This window comes from Mucilaginibacter sp., from assembly GCF_039921305.1.
Classification (GTDB): Bacteria; Bacteroidota; Bacteroidia; order Sphingobacteriales; family Sphingobacteriaceae; genus Mucilaginibacter.
The window spans coordinates 187,095-207,153 of the sequence record NZ_JBDSCA010000025.1 but is presented as its reverse complement, the minus strand read 5'-3'; the positions used below and the strand labels follow the sequence as shown (position 1 = coordinate 207,153).

Below are 20,059 nucleotides of genomic sequence, written 5' to 3'. Positions count from 1 at the left end.
GCCTTGCAAATGAAAAACTAACGCTTATCTTTACCCTAACGAACGTTCTTTATGGCACCGAAAAAGTGCAAAACGGAAAACAGCCAAAAACGTAAAAACTTTATGGTAGCCAATACGATTATGGGGCTTTGCGCCATAATCGCAGAGGGTAATTACTACCTATAAGCCCATCGGGCTGCCGAAAATTCGTTGTTGTAATCAACTAAAAATCCCGGTAAATTTTCTTAAAAGTTAAATTAGATTTCTATCGTTTAATGAGTTTTTTACCAACAGTCAGTTAACTTACCGATATAAGCTTTTGGCTGACTTGCCTCTTATCCATATAAAGGGATTTGAATAAATTAGACTTATTACACAATCCACGGCAAAATCGCTTTATTTTTAGCCAGCGAATAAGGAATAACAGTTAAAGAATGGACATTATAAATAGCTAAGATAGGTTTCAACATGATTCTTAGTTCATCCTGAATAAACTGTAACCATGTTTCCTGACCCGGTAGAACATTAATTAAGTGTACCAACTTAAAGATTGTTTGATCAGTAATTCCCTGAACTATGCAGGAGTTGGTGTTTGACCTGTCAGTTTCCAACATGCAAAGTGTGTGCAAAGTCTTTTTATACAGTTCGTCTATCCAATATTTAACAATCCCACCACTTGATAAGTCCTGCTGTAAAAATTTTGCATTGCTGGGGTCATCAAATGCTTTTAATTCCACGCACCAAAGCGTATTCAAAGTAGTATCCAACCAGCAAATATCCATTTCCTTGACAGAATGGGCACTGATGACTTTATACGCCGCGCAATTGCCAAAAAAGAAATAATTATTATCTGGAAAATGCACTTGAACACCATTTTCTGAATGCGGCATCATATTCCTAAAGAATTTATTATTTCTTCATTAAACATGGCTAACGCCTCATCGATGATCTGATTTTCAGGTAAACCATCTTTCATATTGCCCAATGTATAACCGATAGGCTGGCCTTGAACTTTATTTAAAGAAAAGCAATTGATGTCGGTATTGTCCCTTTTGGCAATGATGGCCAATTGCTTAATTAGAAAATAATTATGTGTTGTAATAAAAATCTGTACCCCAGCTTTACTCATCAATACGATCATTTCAGCAAGGTTACGGACAGCTTTGGGGTGCAGAGCTGTTTCCGGCTCATCCATAAACAATACTGTATTTTTCCTTAGCTTTCTGTTTTTGATCAAGGTGGTAAGAATGCCGATTTTCTTGATACCCTCAGCCGTCAATGGCATACTAAATTCAGTCTTGCCCTTTTTAAATATAAAAGGATTGTCCTTTGGCCCCTGTGTAATGACGCCTTCAAATAATGCTTCAAGATCGCTATTTACATTCCTCAATTCCGAGTTAACATTGCCCTGTTGGGTAGGAACCCGAAGGTCGAGAATAAGGTCGTAATAGGTATCATCAAATCCTATCATGTTGTATTGCTCCCTGGTCAATGCGATAGCATCGAATGCAGTTAAAACCTCTTTTGCCGGGATAAAAAGCGCATTATATTGATCAGCGAAACTTTCGATATGGTTGTTTTCAGTACAGTCTACAATACTGTTTGTCGTGGTTTCACCAAAGGAAAACTGTATCTGTTGCTTACTTTTTCCCTCATAAGTAATATTAACACTAAGCTTTTCACCCGACCCTTTGGTAACTAATTCACCCAATCCGTTTTTACGGGGCTGAAAAGTATTGATGAGTTTTTCTGAAAGTAATCTTTTATAAGGTGATGGGTTGTGTGCGTTTTTTTGCGTAAAGTCTTCCAGTGACTTAGAGATACCATAAAACAATTTTAATATAGCAGTCTTACCGCTATCATTTGCACCAATGATAACATTCACATTTGTCAACCTTTTGGCCTCAAAGTTTTTAAACCCGAAGAAGTTCTTTATGGTGATGGTTTTGATCATTTTATTTAGTTAAAACATTTCCTAACAGTTGAACTACCCTTTACTTTTGTTTTTCAAATTCTTTTGGCGTTCGGCCTTTTGCTTGGCATCATATTCAGTTTGGGCAAGTTCTGCCACTGAAAGGCCTGGCGGCCAATCTAAAGTCGCAATGTGCAGGTCTTGTAGATTGGTTTTGGTTAGCTGTGCGATCTTGTACAAATTATCAGGTTTGGGTTGAATTTCATTGTTGCACCATCTTGAAACAGTTTCCGCTTTTACGCCCATTAACTCGGCTAAAACCTTGTTATCTATTCCTTTATCTGCAAGGACAGCCCCAATTCTGTAAATCTTATTTTTGTTTCCGCTCATTAACTGTTTATTCCATCAAATATAAATTAAAATTAAATCTCTGAAAATCAGATGGTTATAATTCTTATTGAATCAATTAAATGATTTATTGAGTAAATTAATTGATTTAATAAGTCAATTAACTATATTTGTTAAGAGGGTTTGGATCGTCATTATGTGATTCAATCGGTCAAATAAATGATGTATTGATATAAACCCCACGATAGAATTGATATAGTTGCGATAACTTCAAAGGAAATTTGAAGCAATCGCTTCGGGTCTTGCTCTGGAAATTAGCATTTCAAATGGACACAAGATGAGAAGCCGGGATTCCCATACTACAGGTATGGCATTTCCCTTCTTGTTGTATCCAGGATGTGCTAACTCTCGAGAACGATAAGTTGGGAACCATACCTGTAGTATTCTAATTATGTATAATTCCCAATAAGAAGACTCGTATTATCAGTTAGTTTTTTTGCTAATTGTAATATGAAACAACAAGACAAACCCACATTTTATAAAAAAATTGAAGCCCTTTCTACAAAGGACAGTCACAGTTTGTTTGTTTTTCTTTGCAAAGCAATTCCTCCCGGTATTAGTCCAAAACAATTACTCTTTCCTCTGAAGCCTAAAGCCCCAATATAATCCATTGTTTTTTTCATGAGCATTACCGCTCAATTTTCGATTATTTAACCACCCGTGAGCCGGGTGTAATGCAACTAACATAGCCGGTCGCGGGTTTTTTACCCTTAACCCACTATGCAAAAAACGCTTCTCACCATAGTAATGGCCGCGCTTTGCCTTAATTTTAGCGCACATGCCCAAGAAACAACTCCCAATATAACAGCCCTGAAAATAGGCGATCAAGTACCTGATATTATCATTAACAATATTATCAATTACAAAGGCCTCAACGGCAAATGCGCCACCACAGCCAAAATATCCGACTTCAAAGACAAACTTCTTATCCTCGACTTTTGGGCAACTTGGTGCGGTAGCTGTATCAAAAACTTTCCTGAAGTAGATTCCCTTCAACGAACATTTTCAACAAACGTTCAATTCTTATTGGTTAACACTAAAAGTACCGGAGACAAAAAGGAGAAAATTGAGCGCCTGTTTAACGACGCGAGCCGTTTCGATGGCAAGGTCATTAATATTCCTTGTATCATTTTGGACACGCTTTTCGATCAGTTGTTCATACACCAAATGATCCCTCACTATGCGTGGATTTATAAAGGTAAGGTAGTCGCCATCACATCTGCCGAAGAAGTAACCAATGCCAATATCCGGAGTGCACTTCAAAATGATACCCTAAACCTAAAGGTCAAACAGGACGTGTTGAATTTTGATCCGGTTAAGCCTCTTTTCGTCAACGGAAATGGGGGCAGTGAAAATATTATTTACCGTTCTCAAATCTCAGGTGAAATATCCGGCTTGGCAGGTATCAATAATATTGCTAAAGATAAAACAGGTGGTATAACCCTGTACAGGAAAATAAATACATCAAAGTTGCACTTATATAAACTGGCCTACAATGCGACTGCGATCAACAATAACAGAATTTTTATCGATAGAGACACGATGAATGTTGTTCAAAAGGGAATTAAAGACCCTTATATATTCTGTTATGAACTAATCAGTCCGCCTATTTCTATGGTACGGGTGAGGGAAAGATTGCAATTTGATCTGAAAGAATATTTTAATCTTACCGCAAAATTAGAAACAAAAGTTTTACGATGCCTGATCATAAGAAAAGACGGGGGTAAAATCCGCGACAATAAAATAGTTGCTTCAAGTAAAAACGAAGTCAAAAACGGACTAATACCTTATAAGCAGATATTGTTGCCGGATTTAATTAACCAGTTAAATAATGCGCTGCCCGTTCCTGTCCTTGCTGAAAGCGACGACCCAATCCCTTTAAATTTAAATCTTCCCGCAGATTTATCAAATGTAAGCCTGTTGGCAAATGCCTTAAAAAAGCAAGGATTTACGCTAATAACTGAAAATCGCCCGGTACAGGTTTTAATATTAAAGCCCGCAATATAATTACTCACGACAACTCTTTACTAAACGACTACACATGAAATATTTTTATTTTCTAATCATATTTTTAAGTTCCACAGTTGCAATAGCCCAAAACGGAAACAAACAGAAAACGCTATCGGGGGTCGTTGTTGATGCTTCCAGCAATGTACCTATTGTTGGGGCCAATTTGCATTCAAAAAAAGCAGGTCTAAGCGCCACCTCTGATAATGATGGTAAATTTACGATTACCATAAACGCGGAGCTGGATACAATTGTAATAACTTATATTGGTTATAAAACTTATCAAACTCCCGTTTCCAAAAAGTCAGAACAGTTACGGATATTACTTACCCCGGAATCGACAGCATTACAGGAAGTTGTCATTAACACAGGATACCAGGAACTACCAAAGGAGCGGTCTACGGGTTCTTTTACTACCGTAGACAACAAAACGTTAAACCAGCAGGTCAGCACAAACATTCTCGATAGGTTAGAATCGGTAGTAAACGGATTGTCAGTGGATAGATATACCACTACTACTTCAGGCCCGTCAAATATCATGATCCGAGGCCAAAGTACTATAATTGGCGTAAAAGGGCCGCTGATCGTTGTCGATAACTTTCCTTACAACGGCGACATAAGCAACATTAATCCTAACGATGTAGAAAGTATTACGGTTCTGAAGGATGCAGCAGCAGCCTCTATATGGGGAACCAAAGCAGGTAACGGTGTAATTGTAATCACTACCAAAAAGGGGCGGTTTAATCAGCCTGTCACCTTTGAGTTTAATGCGAATACCAGTATTACGGGCAAGCCGGACTTGTTCAAGATCAACCAAATATCCAGCAGTGATTTTATTGACGTGGAAAAATATCTTTTCAGCCAGGGATATAAATTTTCTGATACTTCCGATGTTAACCAACCACCTTTTTCGCCTGTCTATGAAATCATGTTTAAACAAAAGAACGGACAGCTTTCCGCTGATGCTGCTAATGCGCAGATCGACGCATTAAGAACACGGGACTATCGCAACGACCTTACTAAATATTTCTATCAGAATGCTATAAACCAACAATATTCATTTAGCGCAAGAGGCGGTTCAGCAGATATGTCCTGGATGTTTTTTTCAGGATATGATAAAAACGTCAACGAACTGGCTGCAAAAAGTGACCGGCTAAACCTGCAATTAAGCAATACCTACAAACCTACCCAGCGTTTACAGATCAACACGTCTGTTTACTTTACCAATTCCAACAGTCAGAATGGCAAGCCGGGGTATTTTGATCTCAGAACAGTCAACGGTGAATTACCGGTTTATACCCAGCTTGTAGGTGCCAACGGGCAGGCGCTCCCTGTGATCAAAGATTACAGGCCGATTTTTTTAAACCAGGCAGGGAACGCTAAATTGCTTGACTGGAATTATTATCCGTTGGATGACTATAAAAATGTCGATGCTCAAAATAACGTCTATGACCTGATCGGAAATATCGGGGTTAATTATAAAGTCTATCATGATTTAAGTATTGACCTCAAATATCAATATGAAAGACAGCAGAGCAGCACCAACACCATTTACGGAACCGGAAGCTACATGACGAGAAACCTGATCAATACCTATACGCAAATTGATCCTTCAACGGGTGCTCCAACCTATATAATTCCGAACGGCGCAATCAATGACGTATCCAATGATAAGTTGCAATCGAATCAGTTCAGAGCGCAATTTAATTATGCAAAGGCATGGAAAAAACATTCGGTTAGTGCCATCGCAGGTAGTGAGATCCGAAGCAGCGAAGACCCGGCTAATAGTTTCAGAAGCTACGGGTACAATCCATCAACATTGAATACTGTTTATGTAGACCTTGCCAATTTTTATACGACACAGGTTCCAGTGGGCCAGCAATCACAAATACCTAATATCGCAGGATTTACAAAGACAGTTAACAGGTTTGTTTCTTACTATGGCAATGCCGCTTATACCTACGATGAAAAATATACGGCATCGGTAAGTGGGAGACGTGATGCGTCCAACCTATTCGGTGTCAATACCAATGACAAATGGACACCGCTGTGGTCTGCCGGATTAGGTTATGATCTCTCAAAGGAACAGTTTTATCATATCGAGGCTTTACCATACCTGAAACTTCGGGGTTCCTATGGTTTCAGTGGTAATGCCGATCCCTCGCGTGTGGCGTTGACAACAATAAGTTATTCCCCTTTCACCAATCCCGATACGCAAACTCCTTACGCATTTATTGACAGGTATGCCAATCCGGAACTTAAATGGGAAAAAATCAAGATGATTAATTTCGGGGTTGATTTTGCAACGAAAAACAACAGGATAACAGGCAGCATCGAATACTACACCAAAAAGGGAACAGATATGTTCGGTGCCACCCGAATAGATTACACGACGGGCATTACCAGTAGCCTGATTAAAAACGTGGCCAGTATAAGCGGTCATGGTATCGATATTCTATTGAACACACAGAATTTAACTGGTGCCTTGAAATGGAGTACAACCATCAATTTCAGTACAAACAATGATAAGGTTACCGATTACTATTTGAAAAGCGCCAACGGAAGCGACTATATTTCCAGTTCCCCGCTCGTTACTGCTTTAGTAGGAAAACCGATCTACTCCGTTTTTTCTTATAAATGGATGGGTTTAGATCACCAGACAGGTGATCCTATAGGATATATCAATGGCCATACAAGTAAAGATTACGCTTCAATCATCGGGGATTCCACAAAAATCACAGACCTTGCCTTTCATGGCTCTGCGATGCCAACCATATTTGGTTCCGTTGGCAATGACTTTTCCTACAAAAGTATCTCCTTATCTATAAGGATCGTTTATAAGTTCGGCTATTATTTCAGAAGACCATCATTGAGCTATTCAAACCTGTTTGACCAGCGGGCCGGTAATTCGGAATATGCAAGCCGTTGGCAAAAACAAGGCGATGAATTAACAACTAATGTGCCATCGATGGTTTATCCAGCCGATGTTAACAGGGACATTTTTTATAATGGAGCAGATGTTAACATTGAAAAGGGCGACCAAGTCCGGCTACAATACATTACGCTTGGTTACGACTTTTCCCAAAATATGTTTAAACGATTGCCCTTTAAGTCCCTGACTCTATATAGCAACATTAACAATGTCGGTATCCTTTGGCGCGCCAATAAAAAAGGTTTAGACCCCGATTACGCCTCCGGCCTGAATCTGCCGTCATCAAAAACTTTTTCATTAGGTATCAGAGGCTCCTTTTAACACTTAATTTAATTCAGACAGACATGAAAAAATATTATATTATTTGTACCTGCTTAATGCTGATCGTATTTAGTTCCTGTAAGAAATTCCTTGACCCTAAACCATCTCAGTCGCTTGCCGTTCCTTCAACCCTTGAAGATTTGCAAGCCTTGCTGGATGACCAGGGAACAATTAACTCACGTGATATTGCATCCGGCGAGATCAGCGCGGATGACTATTACCTGACCAGCACGGATTGGACAGCACTTCCCTATGAAGAAAACAGGCGCTTGTATACATGGGCAAATGACAGGACATCAAGACCATCCCCCAACGACTGGAGCTATGCGTATAAGATCGTGTTAAGTTCCAATATCGTGTTGGATAATATAGAACATATCGACCGAAACACGGCTAATCAAACCACCTGGGACTATGTTAAAGGCCAAGCTTTATTTACAAGGGCCAAGCAATTTTTATCAATAGCATTAACCTGGTCACCCGCTTATGATCCTGCTACCGCCGCAACTGATCTGGGCGTTCCCTTACGGTTGACAGAAGATTTTAACACGCCGTCTGTTAGGGCAAATGTTCAGGATAGCTATGCCCAGGTAGTGTCTGATCTGAAAAAGGCGGCGTCGTTAATGATAGATGTACCCGTCGCTAAAACCAGGGCTTCAAGACCAGCGGCATGGGGTTTATTAGCGAGAACATATCTTGCGATGAGCAGCTATGACAGTTGCTTCAAATATACCAACCTATACCTGCAAAAGCAGCATGACCTGATAGATTATAGCACGGAAATAACCGCGACAGCTACCAAGCCGTTTGCACGATACAACAAAGAGGTATGTTACGACAGCTACATTTCCAATACGATATTGGCAGTGAGCCGTGCTAAGATCGACTCCAACCTATATAAATCATATAATGCCAACGATATTCGTAAAACGGCCTTTTTTAGAAATAATAATAACGGCACCTACGGTTTTAAAGGGAATTACAGTCTCAATCTTTTTGGCGGTATCTCAACCAATGAGGTTTACTTAATGCGGGCAGAATGTTACGCCCGTTTGAGTAATAAGGATGCTGCGCTGTCTGACTTGAATTTGCTCATGGCAAAACGTTGGAAAACGAGCGCGTTTGTTCCTTTTACCGCAACAACAGCACAGGACGCGTTGAAAATAATATTAGTAGAGAGGCGAAAGGAATTATTAATGCGGGGATTGAGATGGATGGATATTAAACGACAGAATAAAGAAAATGCAAATATAGTTTTAGCCCGAACTGTAAACAGTCAAACTTACACTCTGTCGCCCAATGACTTGCGCTACGCTTTAAGTATTCCCGAAGATGTGATTTCATTATCAGGAATCCCTCAAAACAGGCGGTAATGAAAAGAACCATTGAGGATAATCCCCAATGGTTCTTTTAAATGAAGTAATAAACCGGCTATTGTTTACTGACTACCCCAGGCCCATCAACAACGTCTGCATCAGATGCAAAGCCCTGCGCTGATATGTAGGCTGCTATATTAGCATAATCGGCCGAATTAAAGCTGACCTTACAAGGTATAGAACCGGCTGTTCCACAGCTTGGGCCACTTCCGCTTACCAATGTCCAATTGGTAGAGGTTCGCGCCCCGGTGGAGGTAGATAGGTTGTAGGAGTAAACCAGTGTGGCGAATTTAGCCTTGTTTTTATGTGTGCTTTTAGCGGCCTTTTTTTCCGTTGCCGCTTTCGCTTTATCCGGTGATTTCATGGCCATTATAGTGCCAGCACCTAAAAGAACGAAAAATAATAGGGCTATCGTTGCCACTATTTTTGTTTTGATTGGGTTGAACAGTTTGCTGTTCATAATGCGGTCTTTTATTTTGCTAAAAAAAGATTTCCTTAAAAAACGTCAGAATATTGTATATTTAGATTGCGTTCTGTCTTTAGGCAGACCTTACCGTAATTTTTTACATCCTTGATGTATCCGTTACGTGATCCCGAATAGCCCGGCACGGCTATTCGGGTTTTTCGTGAATAGCGCATACTTACGATGGTGGATTATTCTGTTAACCATTCTCTTACGGGCGTAAGTACAGGTAAAGAATGACGTTATAGATATGGTTTTAAACCACACCGATGCGGCCATGTAGGCCATGATGAAACGGATGCATAGCATTACCATAGCGGGCAGCATGGCACGCGAAGCTAATGCCTCTGCCATTTCCCTGATTGTTGCTGCATTTAACGTTTTCATCTGCTTTACATTTTTCGTTAACTTTACTTAACCCGGCCATACGGCCTCGGTATGGCCTGCCCTGGTTTGCTTATTTGCACTTATCGTCGTGCCAACGTTCCTTGTGCCGATCCGGTAAAAACTTGCCAATACCGCCGGTTTCTGCACTGATGACCGCTTCAATTGAAGGGGGCGATCATTTTAGCTCTATGCACTTCTACGCCCGGAAAGGGCGCTATGAAAAGCCGGTATTCCCCATCCATATTTTTAATATTATCTACCGCCCGCCTATCGTTTTGGCTGGCTTTTATGCTTTGCCTTTTCCAATTTGTCTAATAGCTCCTTCCGCCTTCCCGCGCAATTGATCGGGTTGTCCTTTTGAGCCAGGTAACGTTTTACATCTTGGTTCCCTGCTTTCGCCATCGCTTCCAGCGTCGTATCACTGTACTGGTCTTCACAAGTACAGGTTACCACCGGAATTGGCCAGCCCGGTGGCATGAAAAGCCTTAATAGCGTTGTCTCTATCAGCATGATCAATAAGAACACGCACAACTTGACCGGGTCAATCTTTCGCAATAACGGGATACGCATGTAAGCCCGGAGTACCCGGTTTAGCCAGCTTTCATTTTTCATTTCGTTATGCTCGTCATAACTGTTAACCTCTTGCCCTTCATCATCGCCATCCGGTTGAAGATTCTTTGTTGCCATGTGGTTAATTGCTTAATACAAAGGTATATTGGTTTTTACACAAATTTTTCAGGCGGAGGGAACCAATTTATGCGAAACGTACAAAAACGGGCTTGAACCGTCATTTTTTTTCAAACCATTTGCGTTATTTTATGTGAAACGTACAAAAACAGGGGTTGAACCGTCAACTTTTTTGCTGAATCCCCCGGAGTAAGCAATTTCGCTTGGGTTGATTTTGTAATTTTAGGTTAATATATACCCGTTGATGAAAACATCATAAGCAGTCTACGCTACCACTAACAGGAATAAATGCCAATGACCGCTTTATCGCCGGGTGTGAAAACTTAAGCCGATGAAAAAGAGTACAGTGGCATGGTTACGTTTACATTTAAGGGAAGGCCCGTATCCCAATAGCCCGCTATTGCTGTTGCTTGCTTTTTTTGCCGGTATCTACGCGTTATGCCCATTACCGCCTGAACCGTTCTTTAAGTTGGTCACTCACTGGTGGTTCATTTATTCGTTTATCGCCCTCTTTACTATTGCTAATGGGCAGATCATTATCATTAACTGGATTTGTAAGCGGTTGGACAAAAAGTATGACTGGGAGACACAGTTTTGGTTAAGGCTCGTATGGCAGCTCTTGTTAGGCTTACCGCTTCCTGTTATCGCATCCCTGTTGGTCAGCTGGCTATTTTTTCCGTTTGATCAGCATAGCGCACGTTATGCCTATACGGGCTATATGCTTAAAGAGATCATCAATATGGCCGTTAACTTTAACGTCTTATACCTGTTCTGCAATTTCTATTACCACCATCAGAAGAAATCAGCAAAAGAGATAGCTGGAACAGAAATAGAACGGCAGCCATCCTATGCCGACTACCTGTACCTGCGTATTTCGGAAGAAAAGGAAGAACTCAGGGTACGGGTAAGCGATATTGCCTATATCTATCGCACGGAAACGGGCCCTTTGGTGCTCCGGCGGCACGATGCCAGTTCGGTCATTTTCTGGGAATCACTCAACGCAGTACAAAAGCTACTCGACCCGGAAATCTTTTGCCGGGCCAGCCGCAATTTCATCATCACCCGCGATGCTGTCGAAAGAACGAGAAAACATCCAGACCGGGGTATGACCCTGGAACTGATACCCCCATGCGACGAAATCGCCAAAGTCAGCAAGGACGCGAAGAAAGAGGTTGAGGCATGGATCAAAAATGAGATACGGTCGTTAACACATGACGAAACCAAAAGCTAATGCCCCGGTTGCGGCCAGCGGCTGCATGCCACCCGCGATATAGCGGGTTACCTGCCACCGCCCGCCTCACCTCGCGCAGCAAGACGGAAATTCGCTGCGCTCATAACCGACTTGCTTTTCCCCTCGCTGGTGAAAAAAGAAAGAGAACCCAATTACACCGCAGTCGCAAAGATAGCCCACGCCGGGATCAACCGTCAAGGCTATAACGAGCGGACGGGAGTTGTTCGCTTTCAGCGGCCCCGTCCGGCCTTGACAGTTGACCCGGCTACGCGCTTTTGGTGGCTAAGCGATGAAAATGGGTTGGTGTGCGTAATTACTTGCACAGCGATCATGTCCGCTCTTACAGCCAGGGGCGGGTTGGGTTTGGCTGTCGGTTCACTATGACCATATTTCGTTTTTTTAAGCCTTACAGGGATTTTAAAATGCAAATGGAGGACATATGGCAATCCGTATATCGTTTGTATTCTAAGAATCTTAAAAGCCGGTCAAGACCTACTGAACCTTATTTGAAGTTTCAAACCCAAAATGCTAAATTACAAAGCATATAATTTGATAGATATTGTATTAATTCGTATCTTTATGTCATAAGATTTGCAATTAATCTATAGCAAAAAAGTGGTGCGTAATTCGGTGCGTAAGCCTTTATCCCACTTATAAGACATTGGTTATCAACCCCATTTAGAGGTGTTACAAACCTCTCCTTCTCCGCTTAGAACTGATATCAAAACCAACAAAAAGCCTGCAAATCATATGATAGCAGGCTTTTTTGTTTCAATGGTGCGATGATAACACCGACGATAGGCTAATGAAGCCATAACCCGATAATCATCAATCATTTTTTTGCGATAGTATTTTAAAAAGGCGCATAGCCGCGGATGAATTTATGCCACCAGGCGCTTTCAGGTCTTTATAGCCATCCACAGCTATCAGTTCTTCAGGCGAAATTGACTTAAAACTCATAGACCATTCGGAGAAAAAGCGGGTTTCTGTAACGCCTTCTCTCAAAATAATTTTTCTATCATGCCGTGGGTCGTCAAAGATGGTTTCATAAAGCTGTTTGACAGTTTTTTCGTCCCCTTCAATCAGTTGTATAAATTTCCCGTCAAAATATAGCATCATTCCGGTAACGCCCATTTGCTGATTCTTTTCGCGGGCTTTGACCAATAATGTCCTTAAAACTTCATCATTAAAAGGCAAGGAAGTATAACTACTATAAATAATATAATACATTTTCAAATGTAGCAAATATTATATCCGCATACCCGCCGTGTTTAGAACTAATTCGGACAATACCAATTAAAAAGGCTAAATTCACCGAATAAACAACACATTTTCAAGGACTTCCAACACTTGCGGCAAGACTAATAAAGGCGACACCGAATCATGGAAACAGTACTTTTTTGAATTGATAGGTCAAATTATTCTTTCCAGCGCATGGTTTAATAAAAACGAATGAGAAATATTGCTTTTAAAATAGCTTTCTGTTATGTAGCAGCGGGCTTATTGTGTATCACTTTAAGCGATAAGATCCTGTTATTTTTAGCAGCTGTTCCGATCCTGCATCCCTTGCTGACGTTCCTGAATCGCGTGAGCGGCTTTACCTATTTTCTTTTAACAGGAGCGATACTATTAATAGCTTTATTTTTTGCTAACAGGCATCTGCTCCCGGAAGATATTGACACTGTAGTCGATAACCAGGGCCTGCAAAATAAGCATGTGGCGTTCAGACGCATGGAGGACATCATAGCAAATATCAGCAATATGGTATTGATTGCGGACAACGAAACAAAAATAGTATGGACAAACCAAGCGCTTGAAGATTTTGTGGGTTTCAAATTAAATGAACTGGCGGAGAAGCCTGTTGCTTATTTTTTAAACCGTATACATGCTGATAACGTATCTGCGGAACAGGTCAATGACAGGTTGAAGAAAGCGGAAGTTTTTTCCATGGACCTGTCAGTTTTTACGGATAAAGATAGTCCCAGTTGGATACATGGCGATTTCACGCCGCTTTTTGATGCCAAGGGTCAATCTACCGGTTATATTCTGTTTTTTACGGACATCTCCGGTATTAAAAAGAAGGAGGAATTCCTGCTCAGACAAAATGAAGTATTGCGCGAAATAGCCTGGATAGAATCTCATGAAGTACGGCGCCCGCTGGCCTCCATACTTGGATTGATCGAATTGCTGCAGGCATGCTCCAGCGATGAAGAAAAACAAGAAGTATTTGAGATGATCCTATCGTCTGGCGGAGAACTTGATGTAATGATCCGGAAAATAAATGAGCGCATCATCGAAGTGATGTTATAAAATAAAGAAAAAGCAGTCGATCTTATTTTCTGTTTCGGCTTTGTATCAAATACTTTTTTATGATACCTCAGAATATCCTCAATTAGATCATCTATCACAATTTAAAGGCGTATTATAACTTACATTTACTATCTAAAATATATAGTGGGCAATATCTTAATTTCTCTACTATGTATTTTTCAAGACAGCTGAATCCATTAAAGCACTTCATTTTTGCTAACAAGGCAGTTTTTGTGAGTTTGGTTACCATAATCAAAACTCCCTTATTCTTCTATTCTCTTCTTATTCTTATATATTTCCCTGATTATTCTGAAAAGTTCCTGTAGATGTTGTAGCGGAGAATCGGATTATCCGCTTAGAGGGATTGTGTCATCACAATCCCTCTTTTTTGTAAATTAAAATCATTTTTATTTCATTTTCATGTAGTTGCGAGCGAATATCGCAATATTGTAGGTGTTCGATAGATGCCCTTTTCATAGTATAAATCGGAGCCGAACACCTGATTACAAAAATTAAGATTTAATTAAACCCATTTATTTCGAATTTTATTTAGCTGCATTACAGGGAACTGCCGCGGATATTACTGCAGCTTTTTAAAGTTGTCAATAACATCTTTCGATGTCTCACATTTACCTCACTGAATGTCTCAGTTTTAGAGGTAGTTTTGAAAACAGTTTATCCATGCGGCTTTAGAAAGATTTACTTTTTATTGCCCATGATATAAGCCACTGCGCGTTTGATTTCCCTTCGGTTGTTATCTGATATGGGGGGAATATTTAGATCTTTCTGACCTACAAAGCTTAAGCTGATAGTGCTGACCTGGTTATTAAGCAAAGGTATTAATTGATCAGCCTGCACCACAGCTACAAGTGATAACCGGAGAAATCCGTTGGCATCGAGCACGGTATACTTGGTGGTGTCAACCGGAAAATAGTATACGCTGTCGTTTTTAAGTTTAAGCTTAATTGCCATCGTTTTTAAAATCTTCGCGGACCAGCCCTCCAAAGCCCTTCCCTCTACAAATTCAATCAATTTTTCATCTCCCGAAGAAAAAAAGTTTAATTGCTGTCCCATGCCACTCGCCAATAGCGTGACTGCCGATTTGATCCCCTTGCCGGTTTTTGGGTCTTGCTCGGTTTTAACGATTTGAGACCAAGACGCTGTGCTTATCGCCAGGCCAATAAGTAGTAGATAAAAACGCTTCATGTTCGTGATTTCTAATGCTAATTTCAATGATAAATAGCTAAAGACCAAACTTTTTCTTCATACGCTGAGTTGTTGTTACTCTACTGACGTGAATTTGTCTTTCAACCCGAATGGCTTCCACAAAATAACGGTCATGCAAAATGACCACTAAAGTGCCGGTAAAAACGGTTATAGCTTGCGTTAAAACTTCCAGGCTTTACTTATCATGATAATGCGCAAATGAGTTTCAAGAGTCAGAATGCTGCTTAGCAGGCAAATCAGCAGAAAAGCAATCTTCCAAAAAAATCGAATTTATGAAAATTGGGTTGTACTAAATCAATATTACTCCACGACAAAAAGTGTGGTTGATTTAGTTCATCTCCGCATTTGTAAAAATTCCCCCGGCAAGATAAGTTATTAAAGCCTATACCCGGATGATGTATAAACACCTCTACCGGGATTACCACCGTAAGCTGCCAACCATGCCTGAAACCCATACCGGCACCTAATATTTTACTTTGAGATCTGATCTTACCAACAACCCCAACAGGCAACAGCTTAATATCATGCTTGCCAGCAGAATAAGCCATTAAGCAAGTACCCAGACGGTTTAATTCAATATTGTAGTATCTACTATCATTACCTATCGCGATAAAAAATTCCACGCAGGTATCTTTAAAAACGGGGCTATTATTCTCGCTGGAATAAGCGCTGATATCGTTCTCAAAAACGGTATATCTCAAATAAATGCAATCTCCACCATGCCCAATAGTAAACACTACATGAGGTTTATAACCATCGCTGCTCCACAGCAAATTATCCAGAGTTTGTGATGCAAGCCCGTTAAGCTGTCCGTCAACATCGGCAAAATTACTTTCCGCCGTGAGCGATGGTAAGAAAGATACTTTTAGTTGTTTGATAGTTATTTGGTATTTACTTTATCCGGAAAGGGTCGTTTGTTTTTTGAAGCCAGCCATTTAACGCCGGCAGCATTTTATTTACAATGCTGGCATTATCAGCATAAATGTTTTTAAGCTCAAAAGGATCATTCATCAGATCGAACAAATAGGGTTCAACTGCACCCTTTTTTCGCACATAGGCCAGTTTATATTGAGATGTTCTTACTCCCCTGAAACCTGAGTTAGCGTTAGGAGGATTAATGGCCCCTAAAATAAATTGCTCTGTATTACCGCTGCCCAACCCTTTGGCAATGTAAGTAGCCATGCTTTTACCATCCAGATCGGCAGGAGTTTTAGCTTTCAACCCAACCAACTCCAATAAGGTTGGATAAACATCGGTCATACCCATCAGCACTTTATTATCTAAATTAGGTTTGATATGGCCTTTCCAATTCACAATAAAAGGTATCCGGATTGATTCCTCATAAATATTGTTCTTGCTGATCTCATCATGCTTACCCAGGCAATTACCATGGTCGGCCATAAAAACTACAATAGTATTATTATCAAGCTTACTTTGTTTCAGGTAATTTATAATGCGGCCAACCTGCGCGTCAACACCGGAGATACATGCGTAGTAATATTTAATATTGTTGCGGTATTCATCACCCATCGGTGTACCAGCGGGGGGAATATTGGGGTCTTTTAATAAACTTGCTAACGGAATATCTTTATACAGATCAACATATTGCTGCGGCACATTTTTATAATCGGAGTGCGGCGGGTTCATAGATACCACCAGTGAAAAAGGCTTTTGCTTATCGCGATAAGCGTTGTCGACGTTGCTTAAAAACTCAATGGCCTTGCTCGCCTCATGCTGTGGCCCCCACTCGTTTACGTAATGGAAACTATCCCTGGCAGCCTTAGTATCCCAATACATGGGGTGCATGTGCCTGTCATAGGTACCATAGGCGTACCAATAATCAAACCCATGGCGACGGTTAGGCGCTGTCCATTCGTTCCATGCAACCGCGCCTTCGTTATTGTAAGTTGGGATGTAAGGCTTCTGCGGCGAATCGAGGTGCCACTTGCCAATGTACCCGTTAGCATAACCATTAGCTTTCAATATATCCGACCAGCACACCATATCTGCCGGTAATTCCACGCCATAAGGTGCCGTTGTTGAATTTACGTTGCCATAAACCTTATTTTTAAGCGGGTACTTACCACTCATCAGCATAGCCCGCGATGGTGAGCACACCGGGTAATTAGCTACCATTTGCGTAGCCACAAAGCTCCCTTTACCTAATCTATCCAAATTGGGCGTTAATACCCGCTCCTGCCCTTCCAAACCCAATGCCTGCCCACGGTATTGATCAACCAAAACGATCAGGATATTGGGATGGCTGGTTACCACTGGTTTATTACTGTTTTTAACAGGATAGCTAAACGCCAATGCAAATACCGTAACAAAAGCAAGCAAAGCAATGGTTAAAACTTTTGGCTTCATATTATTATGCTTTAAGGCTATCCACCTCTTTATTATCATTTACAGATCGTAGCACAATGCTGTAAATCTCATCGTAATTTTCTTCTAATTTGCGCACCAATTGAAATTGCGCACGGGCACGCACCAGGTTATGCTCCGGATATTTGATTTTGAAGTAAACATCGCCGCTCAAATAATCGGTTAAAAAGCGCACACCTATCATATAAGGCAGAAGTAATACACCCTGTACTAAGGACCTGATCTCGGTAACCGTCATATAATGCGCAGTTTGTGCTAAAAAGGCTTCGGCAAAGGCTTTAAACAGGGGCATGTTCAGTTGTATTTTTTCTACATCTGCCTCATCTTCGGCAGCCATATTGATGATGGTGCGTACAGCGTCGCCAAAATCAAAAGCGGTATAACCGGGCATGATCGTATCCAGATCGATCACGCATTGTGCCTTATCATCCGCGTCGAGCAAAACGTTGTTAAACTTGGTATCGTTATGGGTTACACGTACGGGCAGTTTACCCAGTTTCCCCAAACGGTCAATTTCCGACATTACGTCAATACGCGCATTCACAAAAGCTATTTCTAATCCAACATTTTTGGCCCTGCCTGCAACATCTGCGTTTAAAGCAGACTCAAAGTTTTTAAGCCGGAATATAATGTTATGAAAATTGGGGATAACCTCTATCAATTTAGATACCTCCACATCGGCTAACATGGTTTGAAACGCTCCGAACGCCTTGCCACCCTCGGCCGCCTGCTGCTCCGTTTTTACCACATCATAACCTTTGGTATCTTTTAAAAACAGGTATAAGCGCCAGTAATTACCATCAACATCCTGGTGATAAAACAGATCGCCCTTAGCGGGGATAAGCGTTAGCACTTGCTTATCCAGATCAGCCCCCGGTACCTCACGGAGTTTATTTTTGATGTGTGTGGTTACGTAGGCTATGTTATTGATCAAACCCGGTACATCTTTAAATATATTATGGTTAACCCGTTGCAGCAGGTAATCTGTTTTATCCGGTTCATTGTTATAAACCCTGTAAGTATCATTAATATGGCCCGATCCAAAAGGTTTTATATCGCCCACACTTCCTTCTATTAAAAAATTGGCTACAATTTGTTTAGCGCTGTCTATCTTATCCTGATTGTTTTCCATAGCCTTAATAGCTTAAGCTGTTTTTAGTTTATGACCCTTTACCGAATAATACCATATAAAAAGGTATGCCGGAACCATTATCCAATAGGCTTGCTGCGCGTTAACGGCATCGGCAAGGGCGCCATATATAAGTGGCAATACCGCGCCACCCGCAATACCCATAATTAATAAACTTGAACCTATTTTAGTGAATCTGCCCAGTCCGGCTAACGCCAACGGCCAAAGGGCGGGCCACATTAACGAGTTGGCTAAACCCATAAGCGCTATAAACAACACCGAAGTATAACCGTGCGTAAAAATAGCGCCCAGAGCAAACAACACGCCAGCCAATGCCGAAAATTTAAGCGCACTATCCTGCGTAATGTATTTAGGAATACAGATAATACCGGCAACATAGCCAACTATCATACAGCACAATGTTATGGTTGAGAAAAACTTAGCTGTTGTTAAGGCAATGCCTTGCGATGCTCCATAACTGATAATGGTATCGCCTGCCATAACCTCAACACCAACGTATAAAAACATAGCCAACACGCCCAGCAATAAATGCGGAAACTGGAACACACTTGTTTTAGTGCTGTTGGCAATGGCCAGTTCTTCATCCTCGTGCTCGGTATCAATTTCGGGCAGGGACGAGAACCAGATCAAGATTCCCAGTATCACCAATACTATGATGATGATCACGTAAGGTAATATCACGCGTGAGGCTAAAGCGTTAAGGGCGGTTTCCTTTTCGGCGATGGTCATGGTAAGCAGTTTTACTTTCAGTTCATCCGCTCCTTTCAAGGTAATGGCTCCCAAAACTACCGGCGCGATAGCACCCGCAACCTTATTGCAGATGCCCATAATGCTGATACGTTTAGCGGCACTCTCCGGCGGGCCTAAAACCGTGATATACGGGTTTGACGCTGTTTGTAAGATAGCCAACCCCGTTCCCTGTATAAATAAGCCCAGCAAAAACACAACATAAGTACGTGACATAGCCGCCGGAATAAATATGAGCGCGCCAACGGCCATTACCAATAGCCCTAAAGCCATTCCCTTTTTAAAGCCGCTGTATTTCAAAATCTTGGCCGATGGTATGGCCATTACCAGATAAGAAATATAGAACGAGAAAGCCACCAGGTACGATTCGAGGTTGTTTAACTGGCAGGCAATACGCAGATAAGGTATCAGTATAGAATTGAGCCATGTAACAAAGCCAAAAATAAAAAACAAAGCACCGATGATCAATATTGGAGGGATGCCCCGGCTATCGGTTGCCTTTTTAACGGGTTGGGCGATGGTTGCTTGCATAAATTG

Annotated in this window: 17 protein-coding genes; 5 read left to right on the top strand and 12 right to left on the bottom strand. The window is 41.1% G+C overall.

Going from position 1 to position 20,059, the window contains the following annotated elements:
- Positions 1–350 precede the first annotated feature (350 nt).
- The 3 genes from ABIN91_RS07775 to ABIN91_RS07765 are packed head-to-tail and all read right to left on the bottom strand — an operon-like array spanning position 351 to position 2,281.
- Positions 351–872, bottom strand: a complete 522-nt coding sequence (locus ABIN91_RS07775; RefSeq protein ID WP_121198996.1) for a hypothetical protein — start codon at positions 870–872, stop codon at positions 351–353.
- Positions 869–1,933, bottom strand: a complete 1,065-nt coding sequence (locus ABIN91_RS07770; RefSeq protein WP_121198997.1) for an ATP-binding protein — start codon at positions 1,931–1,933, stop codon at positions 869–871. Before ABIN91_RS07770 ends, ABIN91_RS07775 begins: the two co-directional genes overlap by 4 nt.
- 33 nt (positions 1,934–1,966) lie before the next feature.
- Positions 1,967–2,281 carry a helix-turn-helix transcriptional regulator gene (locus tag ABIN91_RS07765; protein WP_348050194.1) on the bottom strand — a complete coding sequence of 105 codons (315 nt, stop codon included), beginning with the start codon at positions 2,279–2,281 and terminating at the stop codon, positions 1,967–1,969.
- Positions 2,282–3,019: 738 nt separating this feature from the next.
- Here ABIN91_RS07765 and ABIN91_RS07760 point away from each other — a divergent pair.
- The 3 genes from ABIN91_RS07760 to ABIN91_RS07750 are packed head-to-tail and all read left to right on the top strand — an operon-like array spanning position 3,020 to position 8,932.
- Positions 3,020–4,306 (top strand): TlpA disulfide reductase family protein, encoded by a 1,287-nt coding sequence (locus ABIN91_RS07760; RefSeq protein ID WP_348050192.1) that lies wholly within the window; start codon positions 3,020–3,022, stop codon positions 4,304–4,306.
- Between the two features lie 34 nt (positions 4,307–4,340).
- Complete coding sequence (locus ABIN91_RS07755) at positions 4,341–7,559, top strand: SusC/RagA family TonB-linked outer membrane protein (RefSeq protein WP_348050190.1); 3,219 nt, start codon at positions 4,341–4,343, stop codon at positions 7,557–7,559.
- Positions 7,560–7,582: 23 nt separating this feature from the next.
- On the top strand, positions 7,583–8,932 hold the full coding sequence (locus ABIN91_RS07750; RefSeq protein ID WP_348050188.1) for a RagB/SusD family nutrient uptake outer membrane protein: 1,350 nt from the start codon (positions 7,583–7,585) through the stop codon (positions 8,930–8,932).
- A gap of 58 nt (positions 8,933–8,990) precedes the next feature.
- Here the strand turns inward: ABIN91_RS07750 and ABIN91_RS07745 are convergent, their stop codons facing one another.
- From ABIN91_RS07745 to ABIN91_RS07735, 3 genes are all read right to left on the bottom strand, one after another.
- Positions 8,991–9,395: a hypothetical protein gene (locus ABIN91_RS07745; RefSeq protein ID WP_348050186.1), complete on the bottom strand. Its 405-nt coding sequence runs from the start codon at positions 9,393–9,395 to the stop codon at positions 8,991–8,993.
- A gap of 123 nt (positions 9,396–9,518) precedes the next feature.
- The gene (locus ABIN91_RS07740) at positions 9,519–9,785 is read right to left on the bottom strand and encodes a hypothetical protein (RefSeq protein ID WP_348050185.1); all 267 of its coding nucleotides are present in this window, start codon (positions 9,783–9,785) and stop codon (positions 9,519–9,521) included.
- 267 nt (positions 9,786–10,052) lie between these two features.
- Entirely contained in the window at positions 10,053–10,472 is a 420-nt protein-coding gene (locus tag ABIN91_RS07735; RefSeq protein WP_348050183.1) for a hypothetical protein, read from the bottom strand.
- Positions 10,473–10,803: 331 nt separating this feature from the next.
- Between ABIN91_RS07735 and ABIN91_RS07730 the strand changes: the two genes are divergently transcribed.
- Positions 10,804–11,703, top strand: a complete 900-nt coding sequence (locus tag ABIN91_RS07730) for a LytTR family transcriptional regulator DNA-binding domain-containing protein (protein ID WP_348050181.1) — start codon at positions 10,804–10,806, stop codon at positions 11,701–11,703.
- Positions 11,704–12,531: 828 nt separating this feature from the next.
- On the opposite strand, the gene ABIN91_RS07725 is transcribed toward ABIN91_RS07730, so the two are convergent.
- Positions 12,532–12,933, bottom strand: coding sequence for a BLUF domain-containing protein (locus tag ABIN91_RS07725; protein ID WP_348050179.1), 402 nt, complete (start codon positions 12,931–12,933; stop codon positions 12,532–12,534).
- A gap of 222 nt (positions 12,934–13,155) precedes the next feature.
- Between ABIN91_RS07725 and ABIN91_RS07720 the strand changes: the two genes are divergently transcribed.
- Positions 13,156–14,013, top strand: coding sequence for a PAS domain S-box protein (locus ABIN91_RS07720; protein ID WP_348050177.1), 858 nt, complete (start codon positions 13,156–13,158; stop codon positions 14,011–14,013).
- A gap of 699 nt (positions 14,014–14,712) precedes the next feature.
- On the opposite strand, the gene ABIN91_RS07715 is transcribed toward ABIN91_RS07720, so the two are convergent.
- The 5 genes from ABIN91_RS07715 to ABIN91_RS07695 all read right to left on the bottom strand — a co-directional run bounded on the left by ABIN91_RS07715 (position 14,713) and on the right by ABIN91_RS07695 (position 20,053).
- Complete coding sequence (locus ABIN91_RS07715; RefSeq protein ID WP_348050175.1) at positions 14,713–15,246, bottom strand: hypothetical protein; 534 nt, start codon at positions 15,244–15,246, stop codon at positions 14,713–14,715.
- A 230-nt stretch (positions 15,247–15,476) separates the two neighbouring features.
- On the bottom strand, positions 15,477–16,118 hold the full coding sequence (locus ABIN91_RS07710) for a carbohydrate-binding family 9-like protein (RefSeq protein ID WP_348050203.1): 642 nt from the start codon (positions 16,116–16,118) through the stop codon (positions 15,477–15,479).
- Between the two features lie 13 nt (positions 16,119–16,131).
- The gene (locus tag ABIN91_RS07705) at positions 16,132–17,607 is read right to left on the bottom strand and encodes a sulfatase (protein WP_348050173.1); all 1,476 of its coding nucleotides are present in this window, start codon (positions 17,605–17,607) and stop codon (positions 16,132–16,134) included.
- Between the two features lie 4 nt (positions 17,608–17,611).
- Complete coding sequence (locus tag ABIN91_RS07700; protein WP_348050171.1) at positions 17,612–18,757, bottom strand: aminoglycoside phosphotransferase family protein; 1,146 nt, start codon at positions 18,755–18,757, stop codon at positions 17,612–17,614.
- 12 nt (positions 18,758–18,769) lie between these two features.
- Positions 18,770–20,053 (bottom strand): sugar MFS transporter, encoded by a 1,284-nt coding sequence (locus tag ABIN91_RS07695; protein WP_348050169.1) that lies wholly within the window; start codon positions 20,051–20,053, stop codon positions 18,770–18,772.
- Positions 20,054–20,059: the final 6 nt, after the last annotated feature.

Bases quoted from the DNA above. Each gene is read 5' to 3' on its own strand.
- ABIN91_RS07775 (WP_121198996.1), bottom strand. From the start codon at position 872: ATGATGCCGCATTCAGAAAATGGTGTTCAAGTGCATTTTCCAGATAAT.
- ABIN91_RS07770 (WP_121198997.1), bottom strand. From the start codon at position 1,933: ATGATCAAAACCATCACCATAAAGAACTTCTTCGGGTTTAAAAACTTT.
- ABIN91_RS07765 (WP_348050194.1), bottom strand. From the start codon at position 2,281: ATGAGCGGAAACAAAAATAAGATTTACAGAATTGGGGCTGTCCTTGCA.
- ABIN91_RS07760 (WP_348050192.1), top strand. From the start codon at position 3,020: ATGCAAAAAACGCTTCTCACCATAGTAATGGCCGCGCTTTGCCTTAAT.
- ABIN91_RS07755 (WP_348050190.1), top strand. From the start codon at position 4,341: ATGAAATATTTTTATTTTCTAATCATATTTTTAAGTTCCACAGTTGCA.
- ABIN91_RS07750 (WP_348050188.1), top strand. From the start codon at position 7,583: ATGAAAAAATATTATATTATTTGTACCTGCTTAATGCTGATCGTATTT.
- ABIN91_RS07745 (WP_348050186.1), bottom strand. From the start codon at position 9,395: ATGAACAGCAAACTGTTCAACCCAATCAAAACAAAAATAGTGGCAACG.
- ABIN91_RS07740 (WP_348050185.1), bottom strand. From the start codon at position 9,785: ATGAAAACGTTAAATGCAGCAACAATCAGGGAAATGGCAGAGGCATTA.
- ABIN91_RS07735 (WP_348050183.1), bottom strand. From the start codon at position 10,472: ATGGCAACAAAGAATCTTCAACCGGATGGCGATGATGAAGGGCAAGAG.
- ABIN91_RS07730 (WP_348050181.1), top strand. From the start codon at position 10,804: ATGAAAAAGAGTACAGTGGCATGGTTACGTTTACATTTAAGGGAAGGC.
- ABIN91_RS07725 (WP_348050179.1), bottom strand. From the start codon at position 12,933: ATGTATTATATTATTTATAGTAGTTATACTTCCTTGCCTTTTAATGAT.
- ABIN91_RS07720 (WP_348050177.1), top strand. From the start codon at position 13,156: ATGAGAAATATTGCTTTTAAAATAGCTTTCTGTTATGTAGCAGCGGGC.
- ABIN91_RS07705 (WP_348050173.1), bottom strand. From the start codon at position 17,607: ATGAAGCCAAAAGTTTTAACCATTGCTTTGCTTGCTTTTGTTACGGTA.
- ABIN91_RS07700 (WP_348050171.1), bottom strand. From the start codon at position 18,757: ATGGAAAACAATCAGGATAAGATAGACAGCGCTAAACAAATTGTAGCC.
- ABIN91_RS07695 (WP_348050169.1), bottom strand. From the start codon at position 20,053: ATGCAAGCAACCATCGCCCAACCCGTTAAAAAGGCAACCGATAGCCGG.